Raw genomic sequence first — 26,949 nt, forward strand, 5'->3', positions numbered from 1 at the left:
CAAACCGGACGATCAAAGCGCCTCGAACACGCCCGCCGCGCCCATGCCGGTGCCGATGCACATAGTCACCATGCCGTACTTCTGCTTGCGGCGACGCATGCCGTGCAGCAGGGTGGCGGCGCGAACGGCGCCAGTGGCGCCCAGCGGGTGGCCGAGCGCGATGGCGCCGCCCAGCGGGTTCACCTTGGCCGGGTCCAGGCCCAGATCGCCGATCACGGCCAGCGCCTGCGCGGCAAAGGCCTCGTTGAGTTCGATCCAGTCCAGCTGGTCCTTGGTCAGGCCCACCTGCTTGAGCGCCTTGGGGATCGCTTCCTTCGGGCCGATGCCCATGACCTCCGGCTTCACGCCCGCCACCGAGTAGCCGACGAAACGGCCGATCGGGGTGAGGTTGAATTCCTTGATCGCCTTTTCGCTGGCCAGCAGCAATGCGCCGGCGCCGTCGGACATCTGCGAGGAGTTGCCGGCCGTCACCGAGCCGCCGAAGCGGTCGTTGCGGAACACCGTCTTGAGCTTGGACAGCACTTCCAGCGTGGTGCCGGCGCGCGGGCCTTCGTCGGTGTCGATCAGGCGGCTGTCGGTCTTGATGCCGCGCGTGGCCAGGTCGGGGTAATGGTCGTCGAGCTGGAACGGAGTGATCTCGTCCTTGAACTCGCCGGCGGCGATGGCGGCCAGCGCGCGGCGATGGCTTTCCACCGCGAACGCATCCTGCTGCTCACGCGTGATCTTCCACTGCTCGGCGACTTTCTCGGCGGTGATGCCCATGCCGTAGGCGATGGCGACATCTTCCTTGTTGGCGAAGATGGCGGGGTTCATCGCCACCTTGTGGCCCATCATCGGCACCATGCTCATGCTCTCGGTGCCGGCCGCGATCATCAGGTCGGCCACGCCGAGCTGGATGCGGTCGGCGGCCATGGCGATGGCTTGCACGCCCGACGAGCAGAAGCGGTTGATGGTGACGCCCGGCACCGTGTACGGCAGGCCGGCGAGCAGGGCGCCGATGCGCGCCACGTTCATGCCTTGCTCGGCTTCGGGCATGGCGCAGCCGACGATCACGTCTTCGATGCGATGCGGATCAATGCCCGGCGCCTGCGCCATCACGGCGCGGATCACGTGGGCGAGCATGTCGTCCGGACGGGTGTTGCGGAATACGCCGCGCGGCGCCTTGCCGACCGGCGTGCGGGTGGCGGCGACGATGTAGGCGTCTTGCACTTGCTTGCTCATGGGGAACTCCAGATATCAGGCGAGGATGGAAAAGTAGTGAGGGGAGAGGAGTGAGTAGTGAGAGGAAGCGGGGCTCTCTCTCGCTTCTCACTCCTGCGCGCTTGCGCGCTCACTAGTTCCTCAATGGTTTGCCCGTGGTCATGGTGTGCGCGATGCGGGCCTGAGTCTTTTCAGTCTTGGCCAGCTCCACGAAGTGCTTGCGCTCCAGCTGCAGCAGCCACTCCTCGTCCACCTGCGAACCACGCTCGATCTTGCCGCCGCACAGCGTGTCCGCGATGCGCGTGGCGATCGCCACGTCGTGCGGCGAGGCGAAATAGCCTTCCGCCAGATTGGCCAGCGATGCCTGGAACGTGGCCGTGCCCACATCGCCGGCGACCGGGATGTTGCGGGCCATCATCGGCGGACGCCAGCCGCTTTCGGCCAGCGACAGCGCGACCTTCTTGGCGACATAGAGCAGCTCATAGGCGTTGAACACGACGATGTCGCTGTCGCGCAGCAGGCCCAGCTGCTTGGCTTCCATCGCGCTGCCGGAGACCTTGGCCATGGCGACCGTCTCGAATACCTTCTTCAGCGCTTCGAACGGATCTTCCGGGTTGGCCTTCGCCGCGCGGATGGCCAGTTCGTGCAGGCCACCACCGGCCGGCAACAGGCCCACGCCTGCTTCCACCAGGCCGATATAGCTTTCCAGCGCCGCCACGGTGCGGGCCGAATGCATCTGGAATTCGCAGCCGCCGCCCAGGGCGAGGCCGCGCACGGCGGACACGACCGGCACCAGCGAATGCTTGATGCGCATGCTGGTGGCCTGGAAGTTGGCGACCATCTTCTCGAAGTCGTCGAACTTGCCGGCCTGCAGCAGACCCAGTGCACCCTTAAGGTCCGCGCCAGCCGAGAACGGCTCGCCGGTCTGCCAGATCACCACGGCCTTGAGCTGCTGCTCGGCGACGTCGATCGCCTGCTGCACGCCATCGAGCACATGGTCGTTGACCGTGTTCATCTTGGTCTTGAACGAGATGATGCCGACGCCATCGTCGCCCAGCGTCCACAGACGCACGCCCTCGTTTTCCCACACCGTGGTGCCCTGGTCGAACTTCTCGCCCAGGATCGGATCGGGGAACAACTGGCGCTGGTACACCGGATGCTGCGAACGCGGCTTGTTCTTGCCTTCGGCCGCGGACCAGGAGCCGTCCTTGCCGTGCACGCCGTTGCGGCCATCGGTCACCCACGCCGGCAGCGGCGCCTTGCTCATGGCCTTGCCGGCGGCGATGTCTTCGGCGATCCAGCCCGCTACCTGCTGCCAGCCGGCGGCCTGCCAGGTCTCGAACGGACCGAGCTTCCAGCCGTAGCCCCAGCGGATGGCGAAGTCGACGTCGCGCGCGGTATCGGCGATGTCGGCCAGGTGATAGGCGCTGTAGTGGAACAGGTCGCGGAAGGTCGCCCACAGGAACTGCGCCTGCGGATCATTCGACGCGCGCAGCTTGCCGAACTTCTCGGCCGGATCCTTGATGGCGAGGATCGCGGCGACTTCGTCGGAAGCCTTCTGCTCGGACGGGCGGTAATCCTGCTTGGCCACGTCGAGCACGACGATGTCCTTGCCCGCCTTGCGGTAGAAACCGGCGCCGGTCTTCTGGCCCAGTGCGCCCTTTTCGATCAGCGCGGACAGCCACACCGGCGCCTTGAAGTACTCGTGCCACGGATCATCGGCCAGCGTGTCGGCCATGGTCTTGATCACGTGCGCCATGGTGTCCAGGCCGACCACGTCGGCGGTGCGGTAGGTCGCACTCTTGGGACGGCCCACGGCCGGGCCGGTCAGCGCATCGACGGTGTCGAAGCCCAGGCCGAACTGCTGCGTGTGATGCATGGTGGCCAGCATCGAGAACACGCCGATGCGGTTGCCGATGAAGTTCGGCGTGTCCTTCGCATACACCACGCCCTTGCCGAGGGCGGTGGTGAGGAAGGCCTCGAGGCCTTCCAGCACGTTCTTGTTGGTGAGTTTGGTCGGGATCAGCTCGACAAGGTGCATGTAGCGCGGCGGGTTGAAGAAGTGCACGCCGCTGAAACGGTGGCGCATCTCTTCCGGCAGCGCCTCGGCCAGCTGGTTGATCGACAGGCCCGAGGTGTTGGACGCGATCACTGCGGTCGGCGACAGGTGGGTCGCGATCTTCTTGTAGAGATCCAGCTTCCAGTCCATCCGTTCGGCGATCGCTTCGATCACCAGGTCCACGTCCTTCAGATGATCCAGGTGCTCGTCATAGTTGGCCGGGATCAGCGTGGCAGCGACGTTCTTGTCGGCCAGCGGGGCAGGCGAGAGCTTCTGCAGGTTGGCGATGGCCTTCAGCGCGATGCCGCTCTTGGGACCTTCCTTGGCGGGCAGGTCGAACAGCACGGTTTCGACGCCGGCGTTGCTCAGGTGCGCGGCGATCTGCGCGCCCATGACGCCGGCGCCAAGTACCGCGGCCTTGCGGATTCGTAGCGCTTTAGGGGTGGATGGAGCGGTCATTGGCTTCTCCGTAATGCGAAACGCTGGTAGTGAGACGAACGGCCGCGAGCGGCCGAGGGGAGTGGTTGGGGCAAATCAGGGGGCTTTGAGACCGGAGGCGGCAAAGCGGATCAGGTGCTCGGCGGTCTGCGCGCGATGGCGCTCTTCGGGCACGTCGCTCTTGCGCTGGATCATGCCGAAGCCCGACATGGCGTGAGTCAGCGCGCCGGTCACCAGGTCGACGCGCCAGTACAGTTCTTCCTTGCTCAGCTGGGGCAACAGGCGAGCGAATTCCGCGGTGAACTGGCGCATCACGTGGCCGTAGTTGTCCGACAGGAACTTGCGAAGGGTGTCGTCGTGTTCGGCGAAGGCGCGGGCGAGCACGCGCATGAACAGCGAACCGTTGCCATCGTGGGAGAGCTCCAGTGCAGGCACGATGAAGGCCGCCAGCACGTCCTCGATGGTGGTGCCCGGCTCGCCGGCGATCTTTTGCAGGGCGGCCATGCGGCGGCCGTTGAGCTGGTCAAGGCGGCGGCGGAACACCTCTTCGATCAGGCGGTCCTTGGAGCCGAAGTGGTAGTTCACCGCGGCCAGGTTGACCCCGGCGGCGGCGGTCAACTGGCGCAGGGAGGCCCCTTCGAAGCCGTGCCGGGCGAACAATTCCTCAGCGGCGCCGAGAATGCGCTCCTTGGTCGGCATGGAAGCACTGGAGACTGACATGGTGCGCAACCCCGGGCAGGAATCAAACGATCGTTTGAGGATACGCGGGACGATTTGCGCCCGTCAAACGGTCGTTTCAAGGGGCGCCGAGATCCCCTGCGCCCGGCTTGCGTATCAGGTAGAATCTGTCAAACTTTCGTGAGCTAAATCCCCATATCTAGTCGGGATTTGGCGTAAGTTCGCCGGTAACGACCGGCCCGCCCACTCAGATACCAGTTTTTTCCGGAGCAGACCCTCATGGCGCTGGAGCGCACCCTTTCCATTATCAAGCCCGACGCCGTTGCCAAGAACGTGATCGGTGAAATCTATGCCCGTTTCGAAAAGGCCGGTCTGAAGATCGTTGCCGCGAAGATGAAGCATCTGTCGCGCAAGGAAGCCGAGGGCTTCTACGCCGTGCACAAAGAGCGTCCGTTCTTCAACGCGCTGGTCGAGTTCATGATCTCCGGTCCGGTGATGATCCAGGCACTGGAAGGCGAGAACGCGATCCTCAAGCATCGCGACCTGATGGGCGCCACCAATCCGAAGGACGCTGCGCCGGGCACGATCCGCGCAGACTTCGCCGACTCCATCGATGCGAACGCTGTGCATGGTTCCGACGCTGCCGACACGGCTGCCGTCGAGATCGCGTACTTCTTCGCGACGACTGAAACTTTTAGCAGGTAATTGTTGTGAGCCAGGCAGTACCCACCACCACCGACAAGGTCAACCTGCTCGATTTCGATCGACAGGGACTGCGTGATTTTTTTGCGCAGCTGGGCGAGAAGCCGTATCGCGCCGAGCAGGTGATGAAGTGGATTTACCACCGCCTGGAAGACAACTTTGAAAACATGACGGATGTGGGCAAGACGCTTCGGGCCAAGCTCGAAGCGTCCTGCTATGTCGGTCCGCCGAAGACCTTGTTCGACAAGGGCGCCACCGACGGCACGCACAAGTGGCTGCTCGGCATGGATGGCGGCAACGCCATCGAAGCGGTGTACATCCCCGAGCCGACCCGCGGCACGCTGTGCGTGTCCTCGCAGGTGGGCTGTGGCCTGAACTGCCAGTTCTGCTCCACCGCCACGCAAGGCTTCAACCGCAACCTGTCCACGGCCGAAGTGATCGGCCAGATGTGGGTGGCGGCCAAATACCTCGGCAACATCACGCACCAGAACCGTCGCATCACCAACGTGGTGATGATGGGCATGGGCGAGCCGTTGCTGAATTTCGACAACGTCACCAAGGCGATGAGCCTGATGCGCGACGACCTGGGCTTCGGCCTGGCCTCCAAGCGCGTCACGCTGTCCACCGCCGGCCTGGTGCCGATGATCGACAAGTTGTCCGAGACCATCGATGTGTCGCTGGCGGTATCGCTGCATGCAGCCAACGATGAGCTGCGCACGGAACTGGTACCGCTCAACAAGCGCTATCCGATCGCCGAGCTGATGGCGTCCTGCCAGCGCTGGCTGGATCGCAAGCCGCGCACCTCGATCACGTTCGAGTACACCCTGATGAAGGGTGTCAATGACCAGCCCGAGCACGCCCGCCAGCTGATCAAGCTGATGCGCCGCATGCCCCAGTGCAAGGTCAACCTGATTCCGTTCAATCCATTTCCTGGCACGCGTTTCGAGCGCTCCGACGCCGAGACCATCCGCGCCTTCCAGACCCAGTTGCTCAATGCCAATGTGCTGACCATGTTGCGCCGTACCCGCGGCGACGACATCGATGCGGCATGTGGCCAGCTCAAAGGGCAGGTATTGGACCGCACCCGTCGCCAGGCCGAATTTCGCAAGCGTCTGGACGAAGGGGCGAGTCATGCGGCTTGATCGAGTGGTGCTGGGTGCGGGCGTAGCCATGCTTTTGGCTGCGTGCGTGCCGGTGTCGAAAACCGGTTCCAGTTCTAGCGAGGGGAGCAAGATCACCCGCCAGTCCAAGGCCGAGCAGAAACAGGAAGGCGCGCGCATCCACACCGAGCTGGCCCAGCAGTACATGGCCAACGGTGACCTGGAAGACGCCATGGTCAAGATCAACAAGGCCATGCAGTTCGATCCGACTTACGTGCCTGCGCAAACCGTGGCCGCGGTGATCTACGAGCGCATCAACGACCTGCCCAATGCGGAGCTGCATTACCGCAAGGCCGTCACGCTGGCGCCGGACAAGGGCGATCCCAACAACAACCTCGGCTGGTTCCTGTGCAATCGCGAGGGCAAGGCGGCCGAGTCGCAGGCGTATTTCCAGAAGGCCGTGGCCGACCCGTTCTACCAGACGCCGTCGCTGGCCTGGACCAATGCCGGCATCTGCCAGGCCAAGGCGCAGAACATGGCGGCGGCTGAGGCAGATTTCCGCAAGGCCATCGAAATCGACGCGCAAAACGGCGGGGCGTTGTATCAGCTCGCCAATGTGCTTTATCTTCAGAACGATGCGTTCCGTGCTCGTGCCTTCATCCAGCGCTTCGATGCGCTGGGCCAGCCGACCGCGGGATCGCTCAAGCTCGGACACGATATCGAAGCACGGTTGGGCAACACGGATGCTGCTCTTAACTACAGCAGGCGACTGCAAAGCCAGTTCCCGGATTCGGAACAGGCCCGCGCCCTCGACGCAACTGCACGCCAATGACCACTCAGCAGTCAAATTCGGCCAACAGCGGCAACCGAGAATTCCCTTTCACCGAAGCGCCCAACGCCACCATGGAAACCGAACACAATTCGCTGGAAGCGACCAAGGGTACCTTGGGCGGTCGTCTGCGCGCGGCGCGTGAAGCGCGCGGGCTGGACGTCGAAACCTGCGCGCATGCGCTGCGCCTGCCGACCCGTGTGCTCAAGCAAGTGGAGAGCAACGAATACCGCGGCATCGACCATGTGTATCTGGGCGGCTATCTGATCAAGTACGCGCGCTATCTCGGCGTCGACGAGGCCGAGGTCAGGCTCGAGCTCGATCGCATCAAGCCGCCGGAACCCACCCTGGTGGCGACGGGCGGCATCTCGCACTCGCGCTATCTGCTGGAGAACTACGCGCGCGCAGCGACCTATGTGGTGCTGACCGCCGCGATCGTGGTGCCGACCATCTGGCTGGGTGTGCGCGGCACGCTGGATCGCGACGTCAGTCATCTGGCGCCGCTCGATGCTGCGCCGGTGGCGCAGGTCGATGCGCCGGCCAACAGTTCGAGCATCGCGGCGTCGACCGTGGCAAGCGCTGCACCCAATTCGCAGGAAGGTACGTCCACGCCGGCCACCACGCCGGTGCCGGCGGCCACGCCTGCACAGGACCAGCCGCTGATGGCTTCGATGACGCCGTTCCTGGGCGACACCCATGCGGCAGCGCAGCCGGCGGCACCGACGCCGACCACGGATGCCGGCTCGGTAGGCGGCGGCGCGCACAGCCTCGTGCTGAGCCTGCAGAACGCCAGCTGGGTCGAAGTCACCAGCAAGGACGGCTCGCGTCTGGAATACGGCTTGCTGCCGGCTGGCAGCTCCAAGACCTACCACAGCGATCAGCCGCTGGAAGTGCGCATCGGCAACGCCGGTGGCGCGCAGGTGATGCTGGATGGCCAGCCGATGGCGCTGGACAGCTATCGCCGTTCCAATGTGGCGCATTTCCGCATCGAAATGCGCGACGGCAAGGCCACCCCGGCCGGCGCCTGAGTCCCAGCGCGCCAGGCCTGTGCGGCCTGGCGCAATCGGTTATGCTTGCCCATTGTCCGCTCGGCAACGAGCGGGCATTCGGGCTGATTTCTTTTCCGCATGACGGGCGCCGCCAGGTGCCTTTGGCGTGCGGTTCCCCAAGGGTGATTGCATGGCATTTGAAGCGTACGACGATTACGAACAGAGCGAACGCGTACAACAGTGGTTGCGCCAGAACGGCTTGTCCATCGTCGTCGGCATCGCGATCGGCCTGGTCGGCATCTTCGGCTGGCAGCAATGGAACAAGCACAAGGCAGAGCATCAGGCTGACGCCGCGAACCTGTATCAGCAGATCCAGGTCGCCGTGGCCGCCGGCAAGTCCGACAACGCCGATGCGCTGACCGAGCAGTTGCTCAAGGACTACACCGATTCCACCTACGCCGTGTTCGCCGTGAGCGATCGGGCGGAGCGTCAGGTGCAGGCCAAGCAGTTGGACAAGGCCATCGAATCGCTGGGCTGGGCCGAGAGCCACGCCGCCGATGCGAACCTCAAGGCGCTGTCGCAGATGCGCATCGCGCGCGTGCAGCTGGCGCAGGGCAAGGCCGCCGACGCGATCGCCGCGCTCGATCGCATGCAGGCCAAGACCTATGAAGGTGTGTCACAGGAACTACGCGGCGATGCGCTGGTCAAGCTTGGGCGCCCAGACGATGCCCGCAAGGCATATGAAGCCGCCAAGGCGGCGCTGGGTGAGAACGCGCCTCAGAGCGTGCAGATGAAAATCGATGATCTGGCCGTGGCCGGGAAGCAGGGTGCATGAAACCTGAAGTGAACAAGCGCGGTGCGATGAAGCGCGTATGGCTGGTGGCGCTGACCTCTCTGGTGGTGCTCGCCGGTTGCCATTCGTTCAAGAAAGAAAACGTCCAGCCGCCGACTCCGCTGGCCAAGGATTTCAAGCCCACCACCCAGGTGACCAAGCTGTGGACCACCAGCGTGGGTGACGGCTCCGGTGACAGCGGCGTGCGTCTGCGCCCGGCGTTTGCCGACGGCGTGCTCTACGCCTGCAGCACCGACGGCAAGATCGCCGCCATCGACGCCACCAGCGGCAAGACGCTGTGGACCAAGAGCTCGCGCACCCAGGGCTGGTTTGGCTGGGGCGACAAGAAGCGCGCCGACGCCCTGTACGCCGGTGGCCCGATGGTCTCGGGCGACCTGCTCGTGGTCGGCACGCTCGATGGCCACGTCTACGGCATCAATGCGAAGGACGGCAGTCCGCGCTGGGAATCGGTGGTCAACTCCGAAGTGATCTCCCCGCCGGTGATCTCCGGCAACCTCGTGGTTGCCCGCACCCAGGACGGCCGTCTGTACGGTTTCGATAGTTCCAATGGCGAACGCCGCTGGGTCTACGACCAGGACTCCGTGCCGCTGCTCAGCCTGCGTGGCAATGGCCCGATGCTGGTGGCCAACGGCGTGGTGTTCTACGGCAACGATGCCGGCAAGCTGGTCGCGCTGCGTCTGGACAACGGCGAAAAGCTGTGGGAACAGACCCTCGCCAGCGGTGAAGGCCGCACCGAAATCGATCGCCTGGCCGATGCCGACGGTTCGATCCTGCTCGAAGGCACCACGCTGTACAGCGCCGCCTATCACGGCAATATCGCCGCGATCGACGGTCCCAGCGGTCGCCCGCTGTGGGGGCGCCCGTTCTCGACCTTCACCTCGCTGGACGTCACCGGCAACGGTCTCTACGGCGTGAGCGACGAGTCGCAGGTGTGGGCGTTCGACAAGGCCGGCGGCGCCGACATGTGGAAGAACGATGCACTGAAGTACCGCTGGCTCACTGCGCCGGCCGTGCTCGGCGACTACGTCGTGGTCGGCGACCTCGAGGGCTACGTGCACTTCCTGCAGACCGGTGACGGCGCGCTGGCCGCACGTGAGCGCCTGTCCAAGAAAGCCATTCGCGCCCAACCCCTGGTGGTTGGCGACATTGTGTACGTCGAAGACGTGAAGGGCCGCATCGGCGCTTACCGTCTCGGCGGCCACTGATCGTCATAAAGGTTGTTTGAATCATGCTGCCCGTCGTTGCCCTGGTCGGTCGTCCCAATGTCGGTAAATCGACCCTATTCAACGCAATGACGCGCAGTCGTGACGCCCTGGTGGCTGATATGCCGGGCGTTACGCGAGATCGACACTACGGCGTGTGCCGCACCGGCACACGCCCGTTCGTGGTGGTCGATACCGGCGGTCTGTCCGGCGAAGAGGAAGGCATCGAAGGCCTGACTGCGCAGCAGGTGCGCCTGGCCATCGAAGAGGCCAGCGTGCTGGTCTTCGTGGTGGATGCACGCGACGGCCTGCTGCCGCAGGACCGCAGCATCCTCGACGAGCTACGCCGCAGCGGCAAGCCGATCATCGCGGCGGTCAACAAGACCGACGGCATGGATCTGCAGGACGCCATGGCCGAGTTCGCCGTGTTCGGCATCGCCAACACGTTGCCGCTGTCGGCTGCCCACAATCGTGGCACTGACGACCTGATCGCTTCGGGCATCCTGCTGTTGCCCGAAGATACGCACGAGGAAATCGATCCGGTCGACCCGGAGAGCATCCGTGTCGCCATCGTCGGTCGTCCGAATGCGGGCAAGTCGACGCTGATCAATCGCCTGCTGGGCGAGGATCGCCTGATCGTTTCGAACGTCGCCGGCACCACGCGTGATCCGATCCGCGTATCGCTGGAGCGCGACGGCCGCAAGTACACCCTGATCGACACCGCCGGTGTGCGCCGCAAGGCACGCGTCGAAGAGGCCGTGGAGAAGTTCAGCGTCATCAAGACGCTGCAGTCGATGGCCGCCGCGCAGGTGGTGGTGGTGATGATCGACGCGCGCGAGAACCTGGCTGACCAGGATCTCACGCTGATCGGCCACGCTGTCGACGAGGGCAGGGCGCTGGTCATCTGCGTCAACAAATGGGACGGCATGGACAGCTATCAGCGCGAACAGTGCGAGCGCGCGCTGGAGCGTCGCCTGCAGTTCGTCGACTGGGCCAAGACGGTATTCATCTCCGCGCTGCATGGCTCGGGCCTGCGCGAGCTGATGAAGGCGGTGGTGCGTGCGCATCATGCCGCGACCAAGGAACTGGGTTCGTCCGAGCTGACCAAGACGCTCGAGCAGGCCTACGAAAGCTACCAGCCGCCGCTGGTGCGTGGTCACGCCCCCAAGCTGCGCTTTGCGCATCCGGGCGGCAACAACCCGCCGACCATCGTCATCCACGGCAGCCGCACCAAGCACATCGCGCCGGCCTATCGCCGCTATCTGGAAAACTTCTTCCGCAAGCGCTTCAAGCTCGAAGGCACACCCGTGCGCATCGCCTTCCGCGACGGCGAGAACCCGTTCGCCGGCAAGAAGAACGTGCTCACCGAAGCCCAGCAGCGCAAGCGCCAGCGCATGGTGCGCGAGATGAAGAAGCGCAAGCGCTAACCTCGCTCCATGTACGAGCGCACTTGTGCGCGACCGCGGCGCATCGTTGTAACTCAGACCCTGTGGGAGCGCACCCTGTGCGCGACCGCAGCGCTTCGTTGTACCTCAGGCCTTGTGGGAGCGCACCCTGTGCGCGACCGCGGCCTGTCGTTCCACCTCAGTCCTTGCAGGTAGCCTGAGGACGCTCCGGTGCCGCGCTCCGCACCGTCGCGCACAGGGTGCGCTCCCACAGAGAAGGCGGGTGGCAGGCGGGCTGGAGTAAGCTAACGCGATGACGAGCCTCAACCGCGACAGCTGGCTGGCCTCCCTGCGCGCCAGCATTGCCGAGATATCCCCCGCCGAGGCGCTGGCCCGGCAGGCGCAAGGCAGCTTCCTGATCGATGTGCGCGAAGACGGCGAACGTGCCAGCGGCCTGCCGCTGGGCGCGGTCGGTGTATCGCGCGGCTTTCTTGAGCTGCGTATCGAACAATTGCTGCCCGATCGCAACCACCCCGTGCTCCTCCTCTGCGGCAGCGGCCAACGCTCGCTGCTCGCCGCCGAAGCGCTGCAACGCATGGGTTATCAGCAGGTGTTCTCGGTGGCCGGCGGCTTCCAGCGCTGGAAGGCGGAAGGTCTGCCGGTTGCCCAGGGTGCCTTGGACACCGATGCCGCCGAACGCTACGCACGCCAACTGCAATTGCCCCAGGTAGGCGAAGCAGGGCAGGCGAAGTTGACGTCGGCACGCGTGGTCTTGCTGGGTGCAGGCGGCCTCGGTGCGCCGGCTGCGCTTTACCTGGCAGCCGCTGGCGTGGGACAGCTCACCCTGATCGACGACGATCGCGTCGAGCGATCCAATCTGCACCGGCAAGTCATCCACGCCGATGCGCGCGTCGGCATGGCCAAGACAGAGTCGGCGCGCATCGCGCTGGCTGCACTCAATCCGCGTGTGCGTGTTGAAATCCGCAATGAACGTCTGCAGGCCGACAACGTCGAGCGCCTGCTGGCCGATCACGATCTGGTGATCGATGGCGCCGACAATTTTCCTGCGCGCTATCTGATTGCAGCAGCCTCCCAGCGTTTGCGGCTACCCATGGTTTACGGCGCGGTGGAGCGCTTCACCGGACAGGTCAGCGTGTTCGATCCGCGTCGCGCGGATTCGCCGTGCTATCGCTGCCTGTTCCCCGAACCGCCTGCCGCCGCCGACGCACCCAATTGCAGCGAAGCAGGTGTGCTGGGTGTGCTGCCCGGCATCGTCGGTCTGCTGCAGGCCACCGAGGCACTCAAGCTGATCCTTGGCATCGGCGAGCCGCTGGTCGGCCGTCTGCTGAACTTCGATGCGCTGGCCATGCGTTTCCGCGAAACCCGGCTGCCGCGCGATCCGGCTTGCCCCGGCTGCGGCACTGGCGCCACCTTCAAGGGTTACGAGGACCTAGTGCAGCTCTGCGCCTCGGCCGGCTGATCAGCGCAGGTCGTTGGCGATCAGCGAATAGATCGCCGCGTCCATCGGTTCGCCGCGCAACATAAGCCGCTGGCGGGCGATGCTTTCGAAGCGGGCGCCGGCTTTCTTGGCGACGCTGCGGCTTGCCTGGTTGTCCACGGCGACCACGATTTCCAGTCGACGCAGATCCGTAGCCTGCAGCGCGTGCCGTGCCAGCAAGCGCACGGCGCGGGTGGCAAAGCCTTGCTCCTGGCGCGTCTGGCGCACCCAGTAACCAAGATTGGCCATGCCGTATTCGGGCTGCCAGTGGTTGAGCGAGATGCTGCCGACGAGTTCGTCCGTCGCACGATCGGCCATCACCAGCGCGCATTCGTCGCCGGCACCCTGCCAGGCCAGCCGGGTCTTGGCGATCCAGTGGCGGGCGTCGTCCAGGCTGTATGCCGGGGTGCACCAGTCCTGCCAGCGACCGATGGTGGCGATCGATTCGTGCAGGGCCGCGTGCAAGGCATGCAGGTCGGAGAGTCGGTACGGACGCAGGCGCAGATGGCCTTCTTCCAGCACCGGCCCCGGTGAGGGTTCATCGCGCTCCGGCGGCAACAGCGAGTACACCGCGGCTGGCGCGGCTTCGCCACGATGAATGATGCGGTTGGGCGAGATGCTGTCGAAAACAGCGCCCAGGCGTTCGGCGGTGCGCCGGCTGGCCACGTTGTCGACGGCGATGACGATCTCGATGCGCACCAGGCCCAGGACGTCGAAGCCGAACTCGGCCAGGGCGCGGACGGCGCGCGTGGCCACGCCCTGGCCCTGGGCCGACTGGCGCACCCAGTAGCCGAGGTTCGCACCGCCGCGCTTGGGGTCGATGCGATTGAGCGCCACATCGCCCAATACGCGGCCTTGCGCGTCGAAGATGCCGAAGGCGTAAGCATCGCCGCGCTCACGGCCGGCCTGGCAGTCGGCGATCCACTGAACGCTGTCTTCCCGGGTGTAGCCCTCATGCACCCAGGGCAGCCATGGCCCGACCGCGGCGATCGATTCTCGCGTGGCTTCAAACAAGGCCTGCGCGTCGTCGGCCTGCCATGGCCGCAGGCGGATGCCTTGCGCTTCCAGTTCGAGCGGGGCGGTCGGGAGTGGTGTGTCAGCCATTGAATCTCGTTTGTATGCGTGCGCTCTAGCCGGGATAATACGTTCCTTTGCAGGCAGCCCCGATCATGAGCGCACGTATCCTCGACGGCAAACGCATCGCGCAGGAACTGATGGATCGGATCGGGCGCCGGGTGGCCGAGCGTTCGGCCAAGGGGCTGGACGTGCCGGGCCTGGCCGTGGTGCTGGTCGGCGACGACGCGGCTTCGTCGGTGTATGTGCGCAACAAGCGCAAAGCCTGCCACCAGGTGGGCTTCCGTTCGTTCGATTTCGACTTGCCTTCGCGCACCACCCAGGAAGAACTGATCGCCCTGATCGACCAGCTCAACGCCGATCCGGCCGTGCACGGCATCCTGGTGCAATCGCCGCTGCCCGACCACATCGATGAGGATGCGCTGGTCGATCGCATTGATCCGGGCAAGGACGTGGACGGCTTCCAGGCCGTCAATGTCGGCCGCCTGGCCCTGCGTCGCTTCGGCCTGCGCCCGTGCACGCCGCGTGGCGTGATGACCTTGCTGGGTCATACCGATCGTCCGGTGCGTGGTCAGCATGCGGTGGTGGTGGGCGTGTCCAATCACGTGGGCCGACCGCTGGCGTTGGAGCTGTTGATCGCCGGCTGCACCACGACGTGCTGCCACAAGTTCACCCGCGACCTGGAAAGCTTCGTGCGCCAGGCCGACATCGTGATCGTCGCCGTCGGCCGGCCTGGCCTGGTCAAGGGCGAATGGATCAAGCCGGGCGCCGTGGTGGTGGACGTGGGCATCAACCGCCTGGAAGACGGTCGGCTGGTCGGCGACGTGGACTTTGCCACGGCCGCCGAACGTGCCAGCTGGATCACGCCGGTGCCGGGCGGTGTGGGTCCCATGACGGTAGCGACGCTGCTGGAAAATACGCTGGAAGCGGCCGAGGCACGGGATGCGGCTCGCCAGGGCTGAGCCGTCTCGTTAGTTGTGGGAGCGCACCCTGTGCGCGACTGCAACGTTGCGGCATGTCGCTCGGTAGGTTTGTCGCGCACAGGGTGCGCTCCCACAAAAGGCGGGCTGCGACATTGCGTTCATGCAAAGAGTGGCGGGCCTAAAGCCTTCTGCGTATAATCTCCTCTTTGCAGCGGGACAAAACGCATGCGCATCCTCGCCGAGGCTCTCACCTACGACGATGTTTATCTGGTTCCGGCTCATTCGGCCGTTCTGCCACGTGATGTAGACACTTCCACGCGGCTCACCCGAAACCTGCGCCTGAACATTCCCATCGTGTCCGCCGCCATGGACACGGTCACCGAAGCCCGCCTCGCCATCACCATGGCCCAGCAGGGCGGCATCGGCATCATCCACAAGAACATGACCGCCGAGCAGCAGGCCGCCGAAGTGCGCCTGGTGAAGAAGTTCGAAGCTGGCGTGATCCGCAGCCCCATTTCCGTCGGTCCGAATACGTCCATTCGCGAAGTGCTGCAGCTCACCCGCGCGCACAACATCTCCGGCGTGCCGGTGGTGGATGGCGAACAGCTGGTCGGCATCGTCACCAGCCGCGACCTGCGCTTCGAGCGCAAGCATGAAGATCCCGTGCGCAACATCATGACCCGCCAGGAGAAGCTGGTGACGGTACGTGAGGGCGCCAGCCAGGACGAAGTGCTGCAGCTGCTGCACAAGCACCGCATCGAGAAAGTGCTGGTGGTCAATGATGACTTCCAGCTGCGTGGCCTGATCACCGTCAAGGACATCCAGAAAGCCCGTGACAACCCGAACGCCGCCAAGGACCGCCTCGAGCGTCTGCTGGTCGGCGCCGCGGTAGGCGTGGGCGGCGACACCGAGGCGCGTGTCGAAGCGCTGGTGGATGCCGGCGTGGACGTGCTGGTGGTGGACACCGCGCACGGCCATTCGCAGGGCGTGATCGAACGCGCTGGCTGGGTGAAGAAGCGCTACCCGCAGGTGCAGGTGATCGCCGGCAATATCGTCACCGGCGAAGCGGCGCGTGCGTTGCTCGATGCCGGCGTCGATGCGGTGAAGGTGGGCGTGGGCCCGGGCTCGATCTGCACCACGCGCGTCGTCGCTGGCGTGGGCGTGCCGCAGATCACTGCGATCGACCTGGTTGCCACGGCGCTCAAGGACGAAATCCCGCTGATCGCCGATGGCGGCATCCGCTACTCGGGCGACATCCCCAAGGCGCTCGCCGCCGGTGCATCCACCGTGATGCTGGGCTCGATGTTCGCCGGTACCGAAGAATCGCCGGGCGACGTCGAACTGTTCCAGGGTCGCCAGTACAAGAGCTACCGCGGCATGGGTTCGCTGGGCGCGATGGCGCTGGGTTCCAAGGACCGCTATTTCCAGGACGAAGCCGACGCCGACAAGCTGGTGCCCGAAGGCATCGAAGGTCGCGTGCCGTATCGCGGTTCGCTGCGCAACATCATTCACCAGCTGATCGGCGGCCTGCGTGCCTCGATGGGTTACCTCGGTGCCGCCACGGTCGACGATGTGCGCAACAACGCGCAGTTCGTGAAGGTGACCAGCGCCGGCGTCACCGAAGCGCACCCGCACGACATCCAGATCACCAAGGAAGCGCCGAATTACCGGCTCAATTCCTGATGGATACGCGCCGGCCTGATGGCCGGCGCATTCGTTTTGACGGGAGGCGACGCCACGCGCGTCGCCTTCGCATTCACTGAATCAAGCGCGGGCAGGGCAAGCCTGCAGCGCATCGGAGCCGGACCGTGACCGACATCCATAGCGACAAAATCCTCATCCTCGACTTCGGCGCGCAGTACACGCAGCTGATCGCCCGCCGCGTGCGCGAGATCGGCGTCTACTGCGAAATCTGGGCGTGGGACCACGACCCGGCCGAGATCGCCACGTTCGGCGCCAAGGGCATCATCCTGTCCGGCGGTCCGGAGTCGACCACGCTGCCGGGCGCACCCGCTGCCCCGCAGGAAGTGTTCGATTCCAAGCTGCCGATCCTGGGCATCTGCTACGGCATGCAGACCATGGCTGCGCAGCTGGGCGGTGCCACCGAGGCTGCGGACGCGCGCGAGTTCGGTCACGCCGAAGTGGATATCGCCACGACCAGCCGGCTGTTCGCCGGCCTGAGTGACCACGACAGCGCGCATCGTCTGGACGTCTGGATGAGCCATGGCGATCACGTGTCGAAGGCGCCGCCGGGCTTCGTCATCACCGGCACCACCGACCGCATCCCGGTCGCCGTGATGGAGAACGAGGACAAGCGCTGGTACGGCGTGCAGTTCCATCCGGAAGTGACGCACACCAAGCAGGGCACCTCGCTGCTTAAGCGTTTCGTCACGGAAATCTGCGGCTGCCAGACGCTGTGGACCGCGGCGCACATCATCGAAGACCAGATCGCCCGCGTGCGCGAGCAGGTGGGCAATGACCACGTACTGCTGGGCCTCTCCGGCGGCGTGGATTCCTCGGTGGTGGCCGCGCTGCTGCACCGGGCCATTGGCGATCAGCTGACCTGCGTGTTCGTCGATACAGGCCTGCTGCGCTTCCAGGAGGGCGACCAGGTGATGGCCACCATGGCCGAGCACATGGGCGTGAAGGTGATCCGCGTCAACGCCGCCGAGCGCTATTTCAAGGCGCTGGAAGGCGAGGCCGATCCGGAAGCCAAGCGCAAGATCATCGGCCGCCTGTTCGTGGAGATCTTCGACGAGGAATCGGCCAAGGTCACCAACGCCGGCCACGGCCAGGTGAAGTGGCTGGCACAGGGCACCATCTACCCCGACGTGATCGAGTCCGCCGGCAGCAAGACCGGCAAGGCGCACGTGATCAAGAGCCACCACAACGTGGGCGGCCTGCCGGAGCACATGAAGCTCAAGCTGGTCGAACCGCTGCGTGAGCTGTTCAAGGACGAGGTGCGCCGCATCGGCGTGGAACTCGGCCTGCCGCGCGCCATGGTCTACCGCCACCCATTCCCCGGCCCCGGCCTGGGCGTGCGCATCCTGGGCGAAGTGAAGCCCGAATACGCCGAACTGCTGGCCCGTGCCGACGCCATCTTCATCGAAGAGCTGCGCGCCTGGGACCTGTACGACAAGACCAGCCAGGCCTTTGCCGTGTTCCTGCCGGTGAAGTCGGTGGGCGTGGTCGGCGATGCACGTGCCTACGAATGGGTGATCGCCCTGCGTGCGGTCGAGACAATCGACTTCATGACGGCGCACTGGGCGCACCTGCCGTATGACTTCCTTGGCAAGGTTTCCAATCGTATTATCAATGAGTTGCGTGGCGTTTCTCGTGTCGTTTATGACATCAGTGGCAAGCCGCCCGCAACCATTGAGTGGGAGTAGGCTCTAGGGCATGGAGCGACGGCGACTTTCTCAGGAAGTCGCCGTAATTGATTGATATCAAAGGAATGATCGTGATGGTAGACGAGGCCCGCAACGAGCTGTTGTTCTCCTACGGCACCCTGCAACTGGAGCGCGTGCAGCTCACCTCGTTCGGCCGCGTGCTCGAGGGCGAAGACGACGCCATGCCGGGCTACCACCGGACGCTGATCGAGATCACCGATCCGGAGGTGCTGCGCCAGAGCGGCGAGCGCTTCCACCCCATCGTGGCGCCCAGCGACGATCCGTCGGACGAAGTCGCCGGGAAGGTCTTTCGCATCACCGCGACCGAGCTGGCCGCGGCTGATCGTTACGAGGTCGCCGACTACCAGCGTGTTGCCGTGCGCCTGAAGTCGGGCAAACAGGCCTGGGTCTACATCAAAGCCTGAGCGCCTTCACCAGGGCATGCTTGTGCCGCATCGTTGCCTGTCGGCGTGGCATCAGCCTGGCGCGCTAAGCGCATTGAACGCCTCCATGTGCTGGACGATGTGGCGCTGCAGTCGCTGCGCGGCGGTGGGCAGCGCCCGACCGCGTCGTGCCACCAGCTGCGCCTGTACCTCGGTCAACAAGGGGTGCGCCACGGGGATCGCTTTCAGGGTCCCGCGCTTGAGGTCGTCGTAGACGGCAAAGGCGGGAAGCAGGGTCGCGCCCATGCCGCAGCGGGCGAAACCGGTCAGGCAGATCAGATGATCCGATTCCATCGCCAATTTGAGCCGTCGGTGCAGGTTGGCTTCGACCTGCTCGACGATCTTGCGCGTTCCGAATCCGGCATGCGCCAGCGCAAAGGGATGCTCGAACAGCGCCTCGACCGGCAGCAGCGGCGCATCGGCCAGCGGATGCTGCGCACAAACCACCACGCATAGCGGCTGCAGCTGGGACCGCACTTCCTTCAGGCGGCCTTGATGCGAGTGAAAGCCCGGCCCGTAGATCAGGCCGAGGTGGACCTCATCCTGTTCGAGCCAGCCAAGTATGTCGTTGATGCTGCCCAGCTGCAGCTTGATGGCGATGCCCGGATGCTGCGCATGGAAGGGCTGCAGCACATGCCGCATGAGGTCATCGGCAAAACCCTGCACCGCACCGATGCTCACCGTGCCGATCGACAAGCCCACCAGCGCGTTCAGGCGCGACGCCAGCGATTCCTCCTGGGCCAGGTGGTTGCGATAGTGCTCGATCAGCAAGCGACCGGCCTCGGTCGGCTTGGCGCCGCGGCGATTGGTTTCGACCAGCGGCGTGCAGGTGACTTTCTCCAGTTCGGCGATCTGTCTGCTGACCACCGAAGGCGCGACGTCGAGGAAGTCTGCCGCCGCACGCATGCTGCCCAGCCGCGATGCTTCAAACAGGTATTTCAGGCGACCCATCGACAAACCATTCATTCGCAATCCTTGGCGAAACATCGAGCAGAGCGTGTTGCCTTGAAGGCAAAGACGCAGTCGGGACGATGTCATTGTTCGCATAGCAGGCGGTCAACACAATCGATGCCAAGGCACACGAAGGGATTCGCCGATGGCATCGTTGACGTTCCGCAACGCAAGCATGTTCGACAGCAGTACCGGCGAGCTTCTAACCCAGATGTCAGTGCGCATCGAGGGTGAGACCATCACCGCTGTCGTCCATGGAGATTTGCCTGACAACGGAGGAGTCAGCATCGCGCTCGACGGTCTTACCTTGCTTCCAGGGCTGATCGATGCACACGTACACGTCACCGCGATAGTGACTGACTTCTTCAAGCTCTCTTTGATGACGCAATCGCTCATCACCGCCCAGGCTGAGACCGTCTTGGAGGCCATGCTTAGGCGTGGCTACACCACGGTACGCGATGCGGGCGGGGCCGATTCGGGGCTGGTGCAGGCGATCGAGCAAGGACATATCGCCGGACCGCGGCTCTTGATTGCCGGGCAGGCGATCACCCAGACCGGCGGGCATGGTGATCCGCGTCCTCCGCACTTCTCCCCTACCAACTGCATTTGCTGCGGCTCGGCCGGCCTGCTCGGCCATGTCGCCGACGGCGTGCCCGAGGTTCGCCGCGCCGTGCGGGAGCAGATCCGCAATGGCGCCCATCACATCAAGGTGATGGCTGGCGGCGGCATCTCGACGCCGAACGATCCGCTGGAGGGCCTGCAATTCTCCATCGAAGAATTGAACGCGCTGGTGGAAGAGGCGGATGCCGCCAGGACCTATGTAATGGCGCACGCCTATTCGCCGGAGGCCATCAGTCGTGCCGTGCGAGCGGGTGTGCGTTCCATCGAGCACGGCAATCTGCTCGACGAGCCCACGGCCGAGTTGATGGCGCGATACGGCGTCTACCTGGTGCCCACCCTGGCCACTTACGCGGCGTTGGGCGAACGCGGGAAAGCGCTCGGCTGGTCGCCCGCCATGCTGGAGAAATGCGCGCAGGTAAAGGATCGGGGCCTCGAGGCCATCCGCATCGCCCAGGCGGCCGGGGTCAAGATTGCGCTGGGTTCGGACCTGCTGGGCGACATGCACGATCTGCAGTACGACGAGCTCGTGCTGCGCCAACAGGTGATGTCGCCGGCGCAGGTCCTGCGCAGCGCGACCCACGTCAACGCAGAGCTGATAGGAGAGTCGGGGCGGCTGGGCGTCATCGCCGAAGGGGCGTGCGCCGATCTGCTGGTCATGGACGGTGACCCTCTGCGCGATCTGCGCGCCTTCCAGCACGAATCCAATCTTTTGATGGTGCTCAAAGCGGGCAAGCCGGTGATCAACCGGCTCGCGCCCGCGCAAGCCTGAAAGCCGGCAAGGCCGGACACCGCAACGCCGTGTGGCCATGGGGATGGCCGCCGGTCCAGCCCACTCGTCGTTCTCGTCAAACAGCGTCGCTTGCCGATGCATGGGGGTTACTTTGTCATTCGTTTCGTCAAGGACGGAAAGCTGGCCGTACGCCCGCTATCACCGCCGCCTGTTCCTGATCGGCGGCTTGGGCTACGCATTCGATGCGATGGATACCGCTGTGCTGGCCTTCATCCTGCCAGTCCTGCGATCGCTATGGAGTTTGAGCAGCGCCCAGACCGGCGTGCTGGGCAGCGTGGCGTACATCGGTTTTTTCTTCGGCGCGCTTGGCGCCGGCTTGCTCGGCGACGTGTTCGGCCGGCGTCGCGTGATGATGTATGCGCTGGCCATCTATGCGGCGGCCTCGCTGGCCTCGGCATGGTCGACGTCATGGTCGATGTTCCTGGTGCTGCGCATCATCGCCGGCATCGGCACCGGTGCCGAGAGCGCGATCATTGCGCCGTATCTGGTGGAGTTCGTGGCCAAGCGCTATCGCGGCACCTTCGTTGGCGCACTCACCGGCTTCTTCTCGTTCGGCTTCGTGGCCGCCGCGGCGCTCGGCTACTTCGTGGTCCGCTCGTCCGCGGAGGGTTGGCGGGTCGTGCTGATCATCACCGCGTTGCCGGTGGGCATGCTGCTGTGGTGGCGCCGATCGCTCGACGAATCGCCGCGCTGGCTTGAAAGTCGCGGCCGGCATGCGGAAGCCAAGGCGATCATCGCCAAGATCGAATCGAGCTTCGATCAGGGCACGTATCTACCCCGTTCGGCAGCCGAGGCGACACCGGCGCCTGGCAGCACTGAGATGGGACGTCCGTCGTTGAAGGCGTTGCTGCAGGGCCTGTGGCAGGGCAGGCAGGCACGCATCACGGCGATGGCATGGCTGATGTGGCTCTCGCTCACTTTCAGCTACTACCTGTTCTTTACCTGGATTCCCGGCCTGCTGATGCAGAAAGGGATGGGCATCACGCAGAGCTTCGGCTATTCGTTCATCATCTATCTGGCGCAGATTCCCGGTTATTTTTCCGCGGCGCTGCTGAACGACAAGATCGGGCGCAAGGGCACCATCGTGCTGTACATGACGATGGGCACCGCCTTCGCCCTGGCCATGGCTTTCGCACGCGATCACCAGGCGATCCTGCTGGCAGGTGCCTGCCTCTCGTTCGCGATGAATGGCGCCTATGCCGGCGTCTACGCCTATACGGCGGAAATCTTTCCCACCGCCATTCGCGCGATCGGTGCCGGCAGTTCGTCGGCAGTGGGACGCATCGGCGCGATCAGCGCACCCCTGCTGGTGGGCTTGCTGTACCCGGTGCTGGGCTTTGGCGGTGTGTTCGCCATGACCACGGTGGTGCTGGCTGCGGGTGTCTGCGCGGTGATCGTGCTGGGCCCGCAAACCAAGGGCCGCTCGCTGGAAGCCATTGCCGCAGAGGAGGGCAGTCGATGAGCGATGGCCTGATCGAAGAGCTGGGTGTGCTCGAACGCGCCTGCTTCCACGCCCGACGCGCGAGCGATGTGTTCCGAGCGGTCGACTCCGCATTGCAGCGCCTGGTCGGGCACCGCCTGCTGACCGTGCTGGTCTACGACGATGCCGGCGCGCTCGCCACACGACTCTACTCCAGCGATCCGGCGACGTATCCCGAAGGGGCGACCGATCCGGTGGCGTCGCCCGCCTGGGCTGACCAGGTGCTGCACTGGGGGTTGCCGTTCGTGGGGCATCGCGCAGAAGAACTCGCATCGGTGTTTGCTCACCACGAACGGCTGATTCTTCTCGGCCTGGGCAGCGTGGTGAACATGCCGCTGCGCTGGCAAGGCCAGGTGCTGGGCAGCGTGAACATGCTCGATGCCCAAGGGCGCTACGCCCATCTCGATATCGACCTCGTTCGAATCATTGCCCACACGGCAGTACCGGCGCTGCTCGCCGGTTGAAGCAGCGCGCTTTCTCGCAACACGGGAGAGCTCGCACGCCATCACTCAATCGTCTGTTCAATGCACAGGGGTGGATTGCTCATGAAAAGGATTTTCGCTGGGTTTGCGTTGACCACGGCGCTGACGTGCCACGCCGAGAATGTCAGCTTCTATGGCGTGCTGGACGACGGTCTCACTTACACCACCAACCAGTCGGGGCACAGCCAGCTGAAGCTCACCAACGGTTCGCTCGGCAGCAGCAAGTTTGGACTGGTGGCCGACTACAAACTGGACAACGGCTATCGCGCGTTCGGTCGCGTGGAAGGCGGCTTCGACATCAACACGGGCAAGCTTGCCAATGGTGGACGTCTGTTTGGCCGCCAGGCCTTTGCGGGCCTGGAGTCTCCCTACGGCACGATCACCGTAGGCCGGCAATACGATCTCGCGCTTGATTCGTTGATTGGCCTGTCGGGTGCGGGACGCTTCGGCGGCGTGGCGGCTACCCATGCGTCGGACGAAGACAATATGTGGGGCAGCTACTCGCTCACCGGCGTCATCAAGTACAACTCGCCAGTGTTTGACGGATTCAAGTTTGCGGCGCTGTTCGGCCCTGCCGGCGGCGGCAGCGAGCCTTCGGTGGGCAGCAAGCGCTCGGCGAGCGTGAGCTATGCGAACGAGGTGCTGACATCGAGTGCCTTCTATTCGCGCATCGGCAAGCCCGCAACGACGCTTTACGATGCGGGCTCGATGCCGGTGGCGGGTGCAAGCTTCAGCAATCCGATCACCAGTCCCGTCTTCAGCGGCTATGTGTCGGCACAGACGCGGGTGGAGTTCGGTGCGGGAGTGAATTATCTCTGGGGCCCGGTGCTGACTGGATTCACCTATACGTCGACCCGATTCGAGGACGTCGTGCGCACCCCGTCGACGCCGTTTTCGGGCACGGCGACCTTCGACAATTACGAAGTGCTGGCGACCTACCGCTTGAACCCGACCTGGATGCTGGGCGCTTCATACGACTACACCAAGGCCCAGACCGCGACTTACCAGCAGTGGAATGCCGGTGCCTGGTACAACCTCTCCAAGCAGGTGTTGCTGTATGCCTTGCTGTATCGCCAGCAGGCCACGGGGCGGGACTCGACCGGCCAGCTGGCGGTGGCGGCCTTGCCGTATTTCATCCCTTCGTCGAATGGCCAGCAGGGTGCCATGAGGGTGGGCTTGCGGGTGACGTTCTAGCCGATGGCGGTGCCGTGCAACCACGGCACCGTCTTTGCCATTTACCAGGGCATGGTCTCGCCCAGCCGGTTGAGAAATTGCAGGCCGCTGCGGCCGGTCTGCTGGGTCACCACGTCGACCACCAGCGGGATGCTTTCGCTGACGTCCAGCGCCGCGTCGGGGCCGCCCATGTCGGTGCGCACCCAACCCGGTGCGATCAACAGCAGGGTGCGGCTGGGCTCGGGCTGGCGCGAGGCGTAGCTGCGCATCAGCGTGTTGAGCGCCGCCTTGCTGGCGCGATAAGTTTCCCAGCCGCCATCGACGTTGTTGGCCACGCTGCCCAGACCAGACGACATGACGACGATGGCGCCGCCTGGCACGACGAGCTTGTCGAGCGTTTCGATCACGCGCATGGGGCTGAGCGCATTGGTCACCATCATGCGGGTGAAGCCCTCGGTGCTGACGTCGCCGATCGGCTTCTCGGCCTCGATGGCGACGCCGGCGTTGACGAACAACACCTCCAGCACGCGGCCTTTGAGGCGGGCGCGCAGCGTGTCGAGCTGCTCAGGGACATCAATGTCCAGATGTTCGATCTCCAGCCGATCGCCGGCCGAGGCCTGGAGGTCGTGCAACGGCGTGCGTGCCGAACCCCGCACGGTGGCGATCACCTGCCAGCCGCGCTTGAGGTATTCGGCCGCCAAAGCCAGTCCAAGGCCGCGGGACGCGCCGACGATGAGAGCGGTTTGCTGCTTGTTCGTAGTCATGAGGGTCGCCTGGTGAGCTGTGAATCAGGGTGATCGTTCGACCAGATCGCGCAGGACATGTTCCAGTGTCGTCGAAGCCTTCTGCGAGCCGGCCTGGCCTTGTTCGAAGTCGATCCAGCCTTCGTTGAAGCCATCAAGCATACGCATGCGGCCCTCAGGGTGCTGCATGCCTTGCGTGCGGAACAGGTCTTCCCAGCTTTCGCGAGGCACCGGCTCGGTACGCACGGGGTGGCCAAGGGCGGTGGCGAAGGCGTTGGCGATGTCGAGCGCGGAGTAGCGCTGCGGTCCCTCGAGTTCGATCACCCGCGTGCCCTGCCAGGTGTCCAGCAGGGTGCTCGCCACAGTGCGTGCGATGTCCGCGGTGGCGACCATCGGGATGGCGTGGTCCAGCGGCTGCAGATAGCTGGGAATAAGGCCCGCGCGAGCTGCGCTGACGTCCCAGGCGGCGTTTTCCATAAACCAGCCGGCACGCACGAAGGCCGTGGGCAAGGGCAGCTCGCGCAGCGCCGCTTCGACCAAACGGCCGTTGTTCAACAGCGAGAAGGTGTCCACCTGGGCGCCGACGGTGGAGAGATACACCAGCTTGCCGGGGCGGGCCATTTTCACGGCCTGCTGCACGGCGGCGATGATCTCGCGGACGGCCGGAAAACCAGGGGCCGGATCGTAGTCGGGCGGGATCATCAGAAACACGCCGCTGGCGCCCTCGAAGGCGGCGGCCAAGGCATCGGCATCGTTGGCCGTGGCGATCGCCGTGTCGCAACCGCGCTCGATCCAGCGAGCGGCCTTGGCCTGGTCGCGAACGATGGCCCGTACGCGCTGGCCGGCGGCCAGCAGTTCGTTGGCCACCTGACCGCCGACCTGGCCGGTGATACCGATGACTGCATACATGTTCGGATCCTCAAGAGAGCGGCGCCTGCCGCGTTCGGATGAGGATTTTCCGCGCCGGCCACTGCTTTCGCGATAACATCAATGGCAATGGATAAGTGACAAAAGGGCATGAACGCATGGCCTTCGACGAGCGCATCTTGAACGGCATGAGTGTGTTCACCGCCGTGGTCGATGGCGGCAGCTTTGCCGCCGCCGGCGAAGCGCTGGACATGTCGCCGCCCGGCGTCAGCCGTGCCATTGCGCGGCTTGAAGCGCGGCTGGGCATTCGCCTGTTCGACCGCACCACGCGATCCGTTCGCCTGACCGATGAAGGACGTCGTTTCCATGCCCAGGTGATGCCCTTGCTGGCGGGGCTGGAAGAGGCTGCCGCGAGCGCGACGGAAGGCGCCACCATGGTGCGTGGGCGCCTGCGCGTGCATACGGACCCGTTGTTCTCGCGGCTGGTGCTGGCGCCGCGCGTGGGTGAGTTCATGGCGGCCCATCCGCATCTCGACGTGGAGCTGGCCACGCGCGACCAACTGGGCGATATCGTGGCCGACGGCTTCGACCTGGCGGTGCGCTTCGGCGAGCCGCCCGATTCAAGCCTGGTGGCGCGTAAGCTGCTGGAGACGCGCATTCTCACGGTGGCATCGCCGGCCTATTTGCGCCGTTACGGCAGGCCTGCGCATCCGCAGGAGCTGGAAGGCGATCGACACGTCTGCATCGAGTTTCGCGATCCGGCGACGGGTCACACCTTTCCCTGGGAGTTTCATCGCAAGCGCAAGCGCCTATCGGTGAAGACCTCGGGGCGGCTGGTGGTCAATGATGGCGGCAGCATGCACAGCGCCTGCGTGGCAGGTTATGGCATCGCGCAGGTGATGGCGGTGGCCGCCGGGCCACTGGTCAGCCGCGGTCAGTTGGTGGAGCTGTTTCCGGATTGGCCGGACGAGCGCTTCCCGCTCTATGCGCTGTATCCCTCGCGCCACCATCCATCGGCCAAGGTGCGCGCGTTTCTCGATTTCGTCATCGGGATCACCGCGGCGATCTAGGCGGTAGAAT

Annotated in this window: 24 protein-coding genes; 17 read left to right on the forward strand and 7 right to left on the reverse strand. The window is 64.9% G+C overall.

Annotated elements, in window-relative coordinates; all coding sequences use genetic code 11:
- Positions 1-12: 12 nt before the first annotated feature.
- The 3 genes from Y882_RS04950 to Y882_RS04960 all read right to left on the reverse strand — a co-directional run bounded on the left by Y882_RS04950 (position 13) and on the right by Y882_RS04960 (position 4,417).
- Positions 13-1,221, reverse strand: a complete 1,209-nt coding sequence (locus Y882_RS04950; RefSeq protein ID WP_046970787.1) for an acetyl-CoA C-acyltransferase — start codon at positions 1,219-1,221, stop codon at positions 13-15.
- A gap of 112 nt (positions 1,222-1,333) precedes the next feature.
- Positions 1,334-3,718 carry a 3-hydroxyacyl-CoA dehydrogenase/enoyl-CoA hydratase family protein gene (locus Y882_RS04955; RefSeq protein ID WP_046970788.1) on the reverse strand — a complete coding sequence of 795 codons (2,385 nt, stop codon included), beginning with the start codon at positions 3,716-3,718 and terminating at the stop codon, positions 1,334-1,336.
- Between the two features lie 75 nt (positions 3,719-3,793).
- Positions 3,794-4,417 (reverse strand): TetR/AcrR family transcriptional regulator, encoded by a 624-nt coding sequence (locus Y882_RS04960; protein WP_046970789.1) that lies wholly within the window; start codon positions 4,415-4,417, stop codon positions 3,794-3,796.
- A gap of 237 nt (positions 4,418-4,654) precedes the next feature.
- On the opposite strand from Y882_RS04960, the gene ndk reads away from it, so the two are divergent.
- The 8 genes from ndk to moeB all read left to right on the forward strand — a co-directional run bounded on the left by ndk (position 4,655) and on the right by moeB (position 12,915).
- Positions 4,655-5,080, forward strand: coding sequence for a nucleoside-diphosphate kinase (gene ndk, locus Y882_RS04965; protein WP_046970790.1), 426 nt, complete (start codon positions 4,655-4,657; stop codon positions 5,078-5,080).
- Positions 5,080-6,219 carry a dual-specificity RNA methyltransferase RlmN gene (gene rlmN, locus Y882_RS04970; RefSeq protein ID WP_046970791.1) on the forward strand — a complete coding sequence of 380 codons (1,140 nt, stop codon included), beginning with the start codon at positions 5,080-5,082 and terminating at the stop codon, positions 6,217-6,219. Before ndk ends, rlmN begins: the two co-directional genes overlap by 1 nt.
- Complete coding sequence (gene pilW, locus Y882_RS04975) at positions 6,209-7,009, forward strand: type IV pilus biogenesis/stability protein PilW (RefSeq protein WP_046970792.1); 801 nt, start codon at positions 6,209-6,211, stop codon at positions 7,007-7,009. Before rlmN ends, pilW begins: the two co-directional genes overlap by 11 nt.
- Positions 7,006-8,034 carry a helix-turn-helix domain-containing protein gene (locus tag Y882_RS04980; RefSeq protein WP_082120928.1) on the forward strand — a complete coding sequence of 343 codons (1,029 nt, stop codon included), beginning with the start codon at positions 7,006-7,008 and terminating at the stop codon, positions 8,032-8,034. Before pilW ends, Y882_RS04980 begins: the two co-directional genes overlap by 4 nt.
- Before the next feature lie 151 nt (positions 8,035-8,185).
- The gene (locus tag Y882_RS04985; RefSeq protein WP_046970793.1) at positions 8,186-8,830 is read left to right on the forward strand and encodes a YfgM family protein; all 645 of its coding nucleotides are present in this window, start codon (positions 8,186-8,188) and stop codon (positions 8,828-8,830) included.
- The gene (bamB, locus tag Y882_RS04990) at positions 8,827-10,053 is read left to right on the forward strand and encodes an outer membrane protein assembly factor BamB (protein ID WP_211259119.1); all 1,227 of its coding nucleotides are present in this window, start codon (positions 8,827-8,829) and stop codon (positions 10,051-10,053) included. Before Y882_RS04985 ends, bamB begins: the two co-directional genes overlap by 4 nt.
- Positions 10,054-10,076: 23 nt before the next feature.
- The gene (gene der / locus Y882_RS04995; protein ID WP_046970794.1) at positions 10,077-11,477 is read left to right on the forward strand and encodes a ribosome biogenesis GTPase Der; all 1,401 of its coding nucleotides are present in this window, start codon (positions 10,077-10,079) and stop codon (positions 11,475-11,477) included.
- A 271-nt stretch (positions 11,478-11,748) separates the two neighbouring features.
- Entirely contained in the window at positions 11,749-12,915 is a 1,167-nt protein-coding gene (moeB, locus tag Y882_RS05000; protein ID WP_046970795.1) for a molybdopterin-synthase adenylyltransferase MoeB, read from the forward strand.
- Here the strand turns inward: moeB and Y882_RS18760 are convergent, their stop codons facing one another.
- Positions 12,916-14,037, reverse strand: a complete 1,122-nt coding sequence (locus tag Y882_RS18760) for a GNAT family N-acetyltransferase (RefSeq protein WP_052949685.1) — start codon at positions 14,035-14,037, stop codon at positions 12,916-12,918.
- A 65-nt stretch (positions 14,038-14,102) separates the two neighbouring features.
- Here Y882_RS18760 and folD point away from each other — a divergent pair, with 65 nt between their 5' ends.
- From folD to Y882_RS05030, 4 genes are all read left to right on the forward strand, one after another.
- Positions 14,103-14,969, forward strand: coding sequence for a bifunctional methylenetetrahydrofolate dehydrogenase/methenyltetrahydrofolate cyclohydrolase FolD (gene folD, locus Y882_RS05015; protein WP_046970796.1), 867 nt, complete (start codon positions 14,103-14,105; stop codon positions 14,967-14,969).
- 186 nt (positions 14,970-15,155) lie between these two features.
- Positions 15,156-16,613, forward strand: coding sequence for an IMP dehydrogenase (gene guaB / locus Y882_RS05020; protein WP_046970797.1), 1,458 nt, complete (start codon positions 15,156-15,158; stop codon positions 16,611-16,613).
- Positions 16,614-16,738: 125 nt separating this feature from the next.
- Positions 16,739-18,319, forward strand: coding sequence for a glutamine-hydrolyzing GMP synthase (guaA, locus tag Y882_RS05025; protein WP_046970798.1), 1,581 nt, complete (start codon positions 16,739-16,741; stop codon positions 18,317-18,319).
- 74 nt (positions 18,320-18,393) lie between these two features.
- Positions 18,394-18,744: a gamma-glutamylcyclotransferase family protein gene (locus Y882_RS05030; RefSeq protein WP_046970954.1), complete on the forward strand. Its 351-nt coding sequence runs from the start codon at positions 18,394-18,396 to the stop codon at positions 18,742-18,744.
- A 51-nt stretch (positions 18,745-18,795) separates the two neighbouring features.
- Here the strand turns inward: Y882_RS05030 and Y882_RS05035 are convergent, their stop codons facing one another.
- Positions 18,796-19,728 (reverse strand): LysR family transcriptional regulator, encoded by a 933-nt coding sequence (locus tag Y882_RS05035; protein WP_046970799.1) that lies wholly within the window; start codon positions 19,726-19,728, stop codon positions 18,796-18,798.
- 130 nt (positions 19,729-19,858) lie between these two features.
- Between Y882_RS05035 and Y882_RS05040 the strand changes: the two genes are divergently transcribed.
- From Y882_RS05040 to Y882_RS05055, 4 genes are all read left to right on the forward strand, one after another.
- Positions 19,859-21,103, forward strand: a complete 1,245-nt coding sequence (locus Y882_RS05040; protein WP_046970800.1) for a metal-dependent hydrolase family protein — start codon at positions 19,859-19,861, stop codon at positions 21,101-21,103.
- A gap of 112 nt (positions 21,104-21,215) precedes the next feature.
- Complete coding sequence (locus Y882_RS05045; protein WP_046970801.1) at positions 21,216-22,586, forward strand: MFS transporter; 1,371 nt, start codon at positions 21,216-21,218, stop codon at positions 22,584-22,586.
- On the forward strand, positions 22,583-23,068 hold the full coding sequence (locus tag Y882_RS05050) for a GAF domain-containing protein (RefSeq protein ID WP_052949686.1): 486 nt from the start codon (positions 22,583-22,585) through the stop codon (positions 23,066-23,068). Before Y882_RS05045 ends, Y882_RS05050 begins: the two co-directional genes overlap by 4 nt.
- Positions 23,069-23,149: 81 nt before the next feature.
- Positions 23,150-24,280 carry a porin gene (locus tag Y882_RS05055; protein ID WP_046970802.1) on the forward strand — a complete coding sequence of 377 codons (1,131 nt, stop codon included), beginning with the start codon at positions 23,150-23,152 and terminating at the stop codon, positions 24,278-24,280.
- A gap of 41 nt (positions 24,281-24,321) precedes the next feature.
- Here Y882_RS05055 and Y882_RS05060 read toward each other — a convergent pair whose 3' ends face one another.
- Both Y882_RS05060 and Y882_RS05065 read right to left on the reverse strand, forming a co-directional pair.
- Positions 24,322-25,023, reverse strand: coding sequence for an SDR family NAD(P)-dependent oxidoreductase (locus Y882_RS05060; RefSeq protein WP_046970803.1), 702 nt, complete (start codon positions 25,021-25,023; stop codon positions 24,322-24,324).
- 24 nt (positions 25,024-25,047) lie between these two features.
- Positions 25,048-25,911: an NmrA family NAD(P)-binding protein gene (locus Y882_RS05065; protein ID WP_046970804.1), complete on the reverse strand. Its 864-nt coding sequence runs from the start codon at positions 25,909-25,911 to the stop codon at positions 25,048-25,050.
- Between the two features lie 116 nt (positions 25,912-26,027).
- Between Y882_RS05065 and Y882_RS05070 the strand changes: the two genes are divergently transcribed.
- Positions 26,028-26,939, forward strand: a complete 912-nt coding sequence (locus tag Y882_RS05070) for a LysR family transcriptional regulator (protein WP_046970805.1) — start codon at positions 26,028-26,030, stop codon at positions 26,937-26,939.
- Positions 26,940-26,949 lie beyond the last annotated feature (10 nt).

The sequence above is a fragment of the Dyella japonica DSM 16301 genome (assembly GCF_001010355.1).
GTDB classification, from domain to species: domain Bacteria; phylum Pseudomonadota; class Gammaproteobacteria; order Xanthomonadales; family Rhodanobacteraceae; genus Dyella; species Dyella japonica.

What these genes read in the sequence shown, in the direction of transcription:
- Y882_RS04950 (WP_046970787.1), bottom strand. Translation starts at nt 1,221, where the DNA reads ATGAGCAAGCAAGTGCAAGACGCCTACATCGTCGCCGCCACCCGCACG.
- Y882_RS04955 (WP_046970788.1), bottom strand. Translation starts at nt 3,718, where the DNA reads ATGACCGCTCCATCCACCCCTAAAGCGCTACGAATCCGCAAGGCCGCG.
- Y882_RS04960 (WP_046970789.1), bottom strand. Translation starts at nt 4,417, where the DNA reads ATGTCAGTCTCCAGTGCTTCCATGCCGACCAAGGAGCGCATTCTCGGC.
- ndk (WP_046970790.1), top strand. Translation starts at nt 4,655, where the DNA reads ATGGCGCTGGAGCGCACCCTTTCCATTATCAAGCCCGACGCCGTTGCC.
- pilW (WP_046970792.1), top strand. Translation starts at nt 6,209, where the DNA reads ATGCGGCTTGATCGAGTGGTGCTGGGTGCGGGCGTAGCCATGCTTTTG.
- Y882_RS04980 (WP_082120928.1), top strand. Translation starts at nt 7,006, where the DNA reads ATGACCACTCAGCAGTCAAATTCGGCCAACAGCGGCAACCGAGAATTC.
- Y882_RS04985 (WP_046970793.1), top strand. Translation starts at nt 8,186, where the DNA reads ATGGCATTTGAAGCGTACGACGATTACGAACAGAGCGAACGCGTACAA.
- bamB (WP_211259119.1), top strand. Translation starts at nt 8,827, where the DNA reads ATGAAACCTGAAGTGAACAAGCGCGGTGCGATGAAGCGCGTATGGCTG.
- der (WP_046970794.1), top strand. Translation starts at nt 10,077, where the DNA reads ATGCTGCCCGTCGTTGCCCTGGTCGGTCGTCCCAATGTCGGTAAATCG.
- moeB (WP_046970795.1), top strand. Translation starts at nt 11,749, where the DNA reads ATGACGAGCCTCAACCGCGACAGCTGGCTGGCCTCCCTGCGCGCCAGC.
- Y882_RS18760 (WP_052949685.1), bottom strand. Translation starts at nt 14,037, where the DNA reads ATGGCTGACACACCACTCCCGACCGCCCCGCTCGAACTGGAAGCGCAA.
- folD (WP_046970796.1), top strand. Translation starts at nt 14,103, where the DNA reads ATGAGCGCACGTATCCTCGACGGCAAACGCATCGCGCAGGAACTGATG.
- guaB (WP_046970797.1), top strand. Translation starts at nt 15,156, where the DNA reads ATGCGCATCCTCGCCGAGGCTCTCACCTACGACGATGTTTATCTGGTT.
- Y882_RS05030 (WP_046970954.1), top strand. Translation starts at nt 18,394, where the DNA reads ATGGTAGACGAGGCCCGCAACGAGCTGTTGTTCTCCTACGGCACCCTG.
- Y882_RS05035 (WP_046970799.1), bottom strand. Translation starts at nt 19,728, where the DNA reads ATGAATGGTTTGTCGATGGGTCGCCTGAAATACCTGTTTGAAGCATCG.
- Y882_RS05040 (WP_046970800.1), top strand. Translation starts at nt 19,859, where the DNA reads ATGGCATCGTTGACGTTCCGCAACGCAAGCATGTTCGACAGCAGTACC.
- Y882_RS05050 (WP_052949686.1), top strand. Translation starts at nt 22,583, where the DNA reads ATGAGCGATGGCCTGATCGAAGAGCTGGGTGTGCTCGAACGCGCCTGC.
- Y882_RS05055 (WP_046970802.1), top strand. Translation starts at nt 23,150, where the DNA reads ATGAAAAGGATTTTCGCTGGGTTTGCGTTGACCACGGCGCTGACGTGC.
- Y882_RS05060 (WP_046970803.1), bottom strand. Translation starts at nt 25,023, where the DNA reads ATGACTACGAACAAGCAGCAAACCGCTCTCATCGTCGGCGCGTCCCGC.
- Y882_RS05065 (WP_046970804.1), bottom strand. Translation starts at nt 25,911, where the DNA reads ATGTATGCAGTCATCGGTATCACCGGCCAGGTCGGCGGTCAGGTGGCC.
- Y882_RS05070 (WP_046970805.1), top strand. Translation starts at nt 26,028, where the DNA reads ATGGCCTTCGACGAGCGCATCTTGAACGGCATGAGTGTGTTCACCGCC.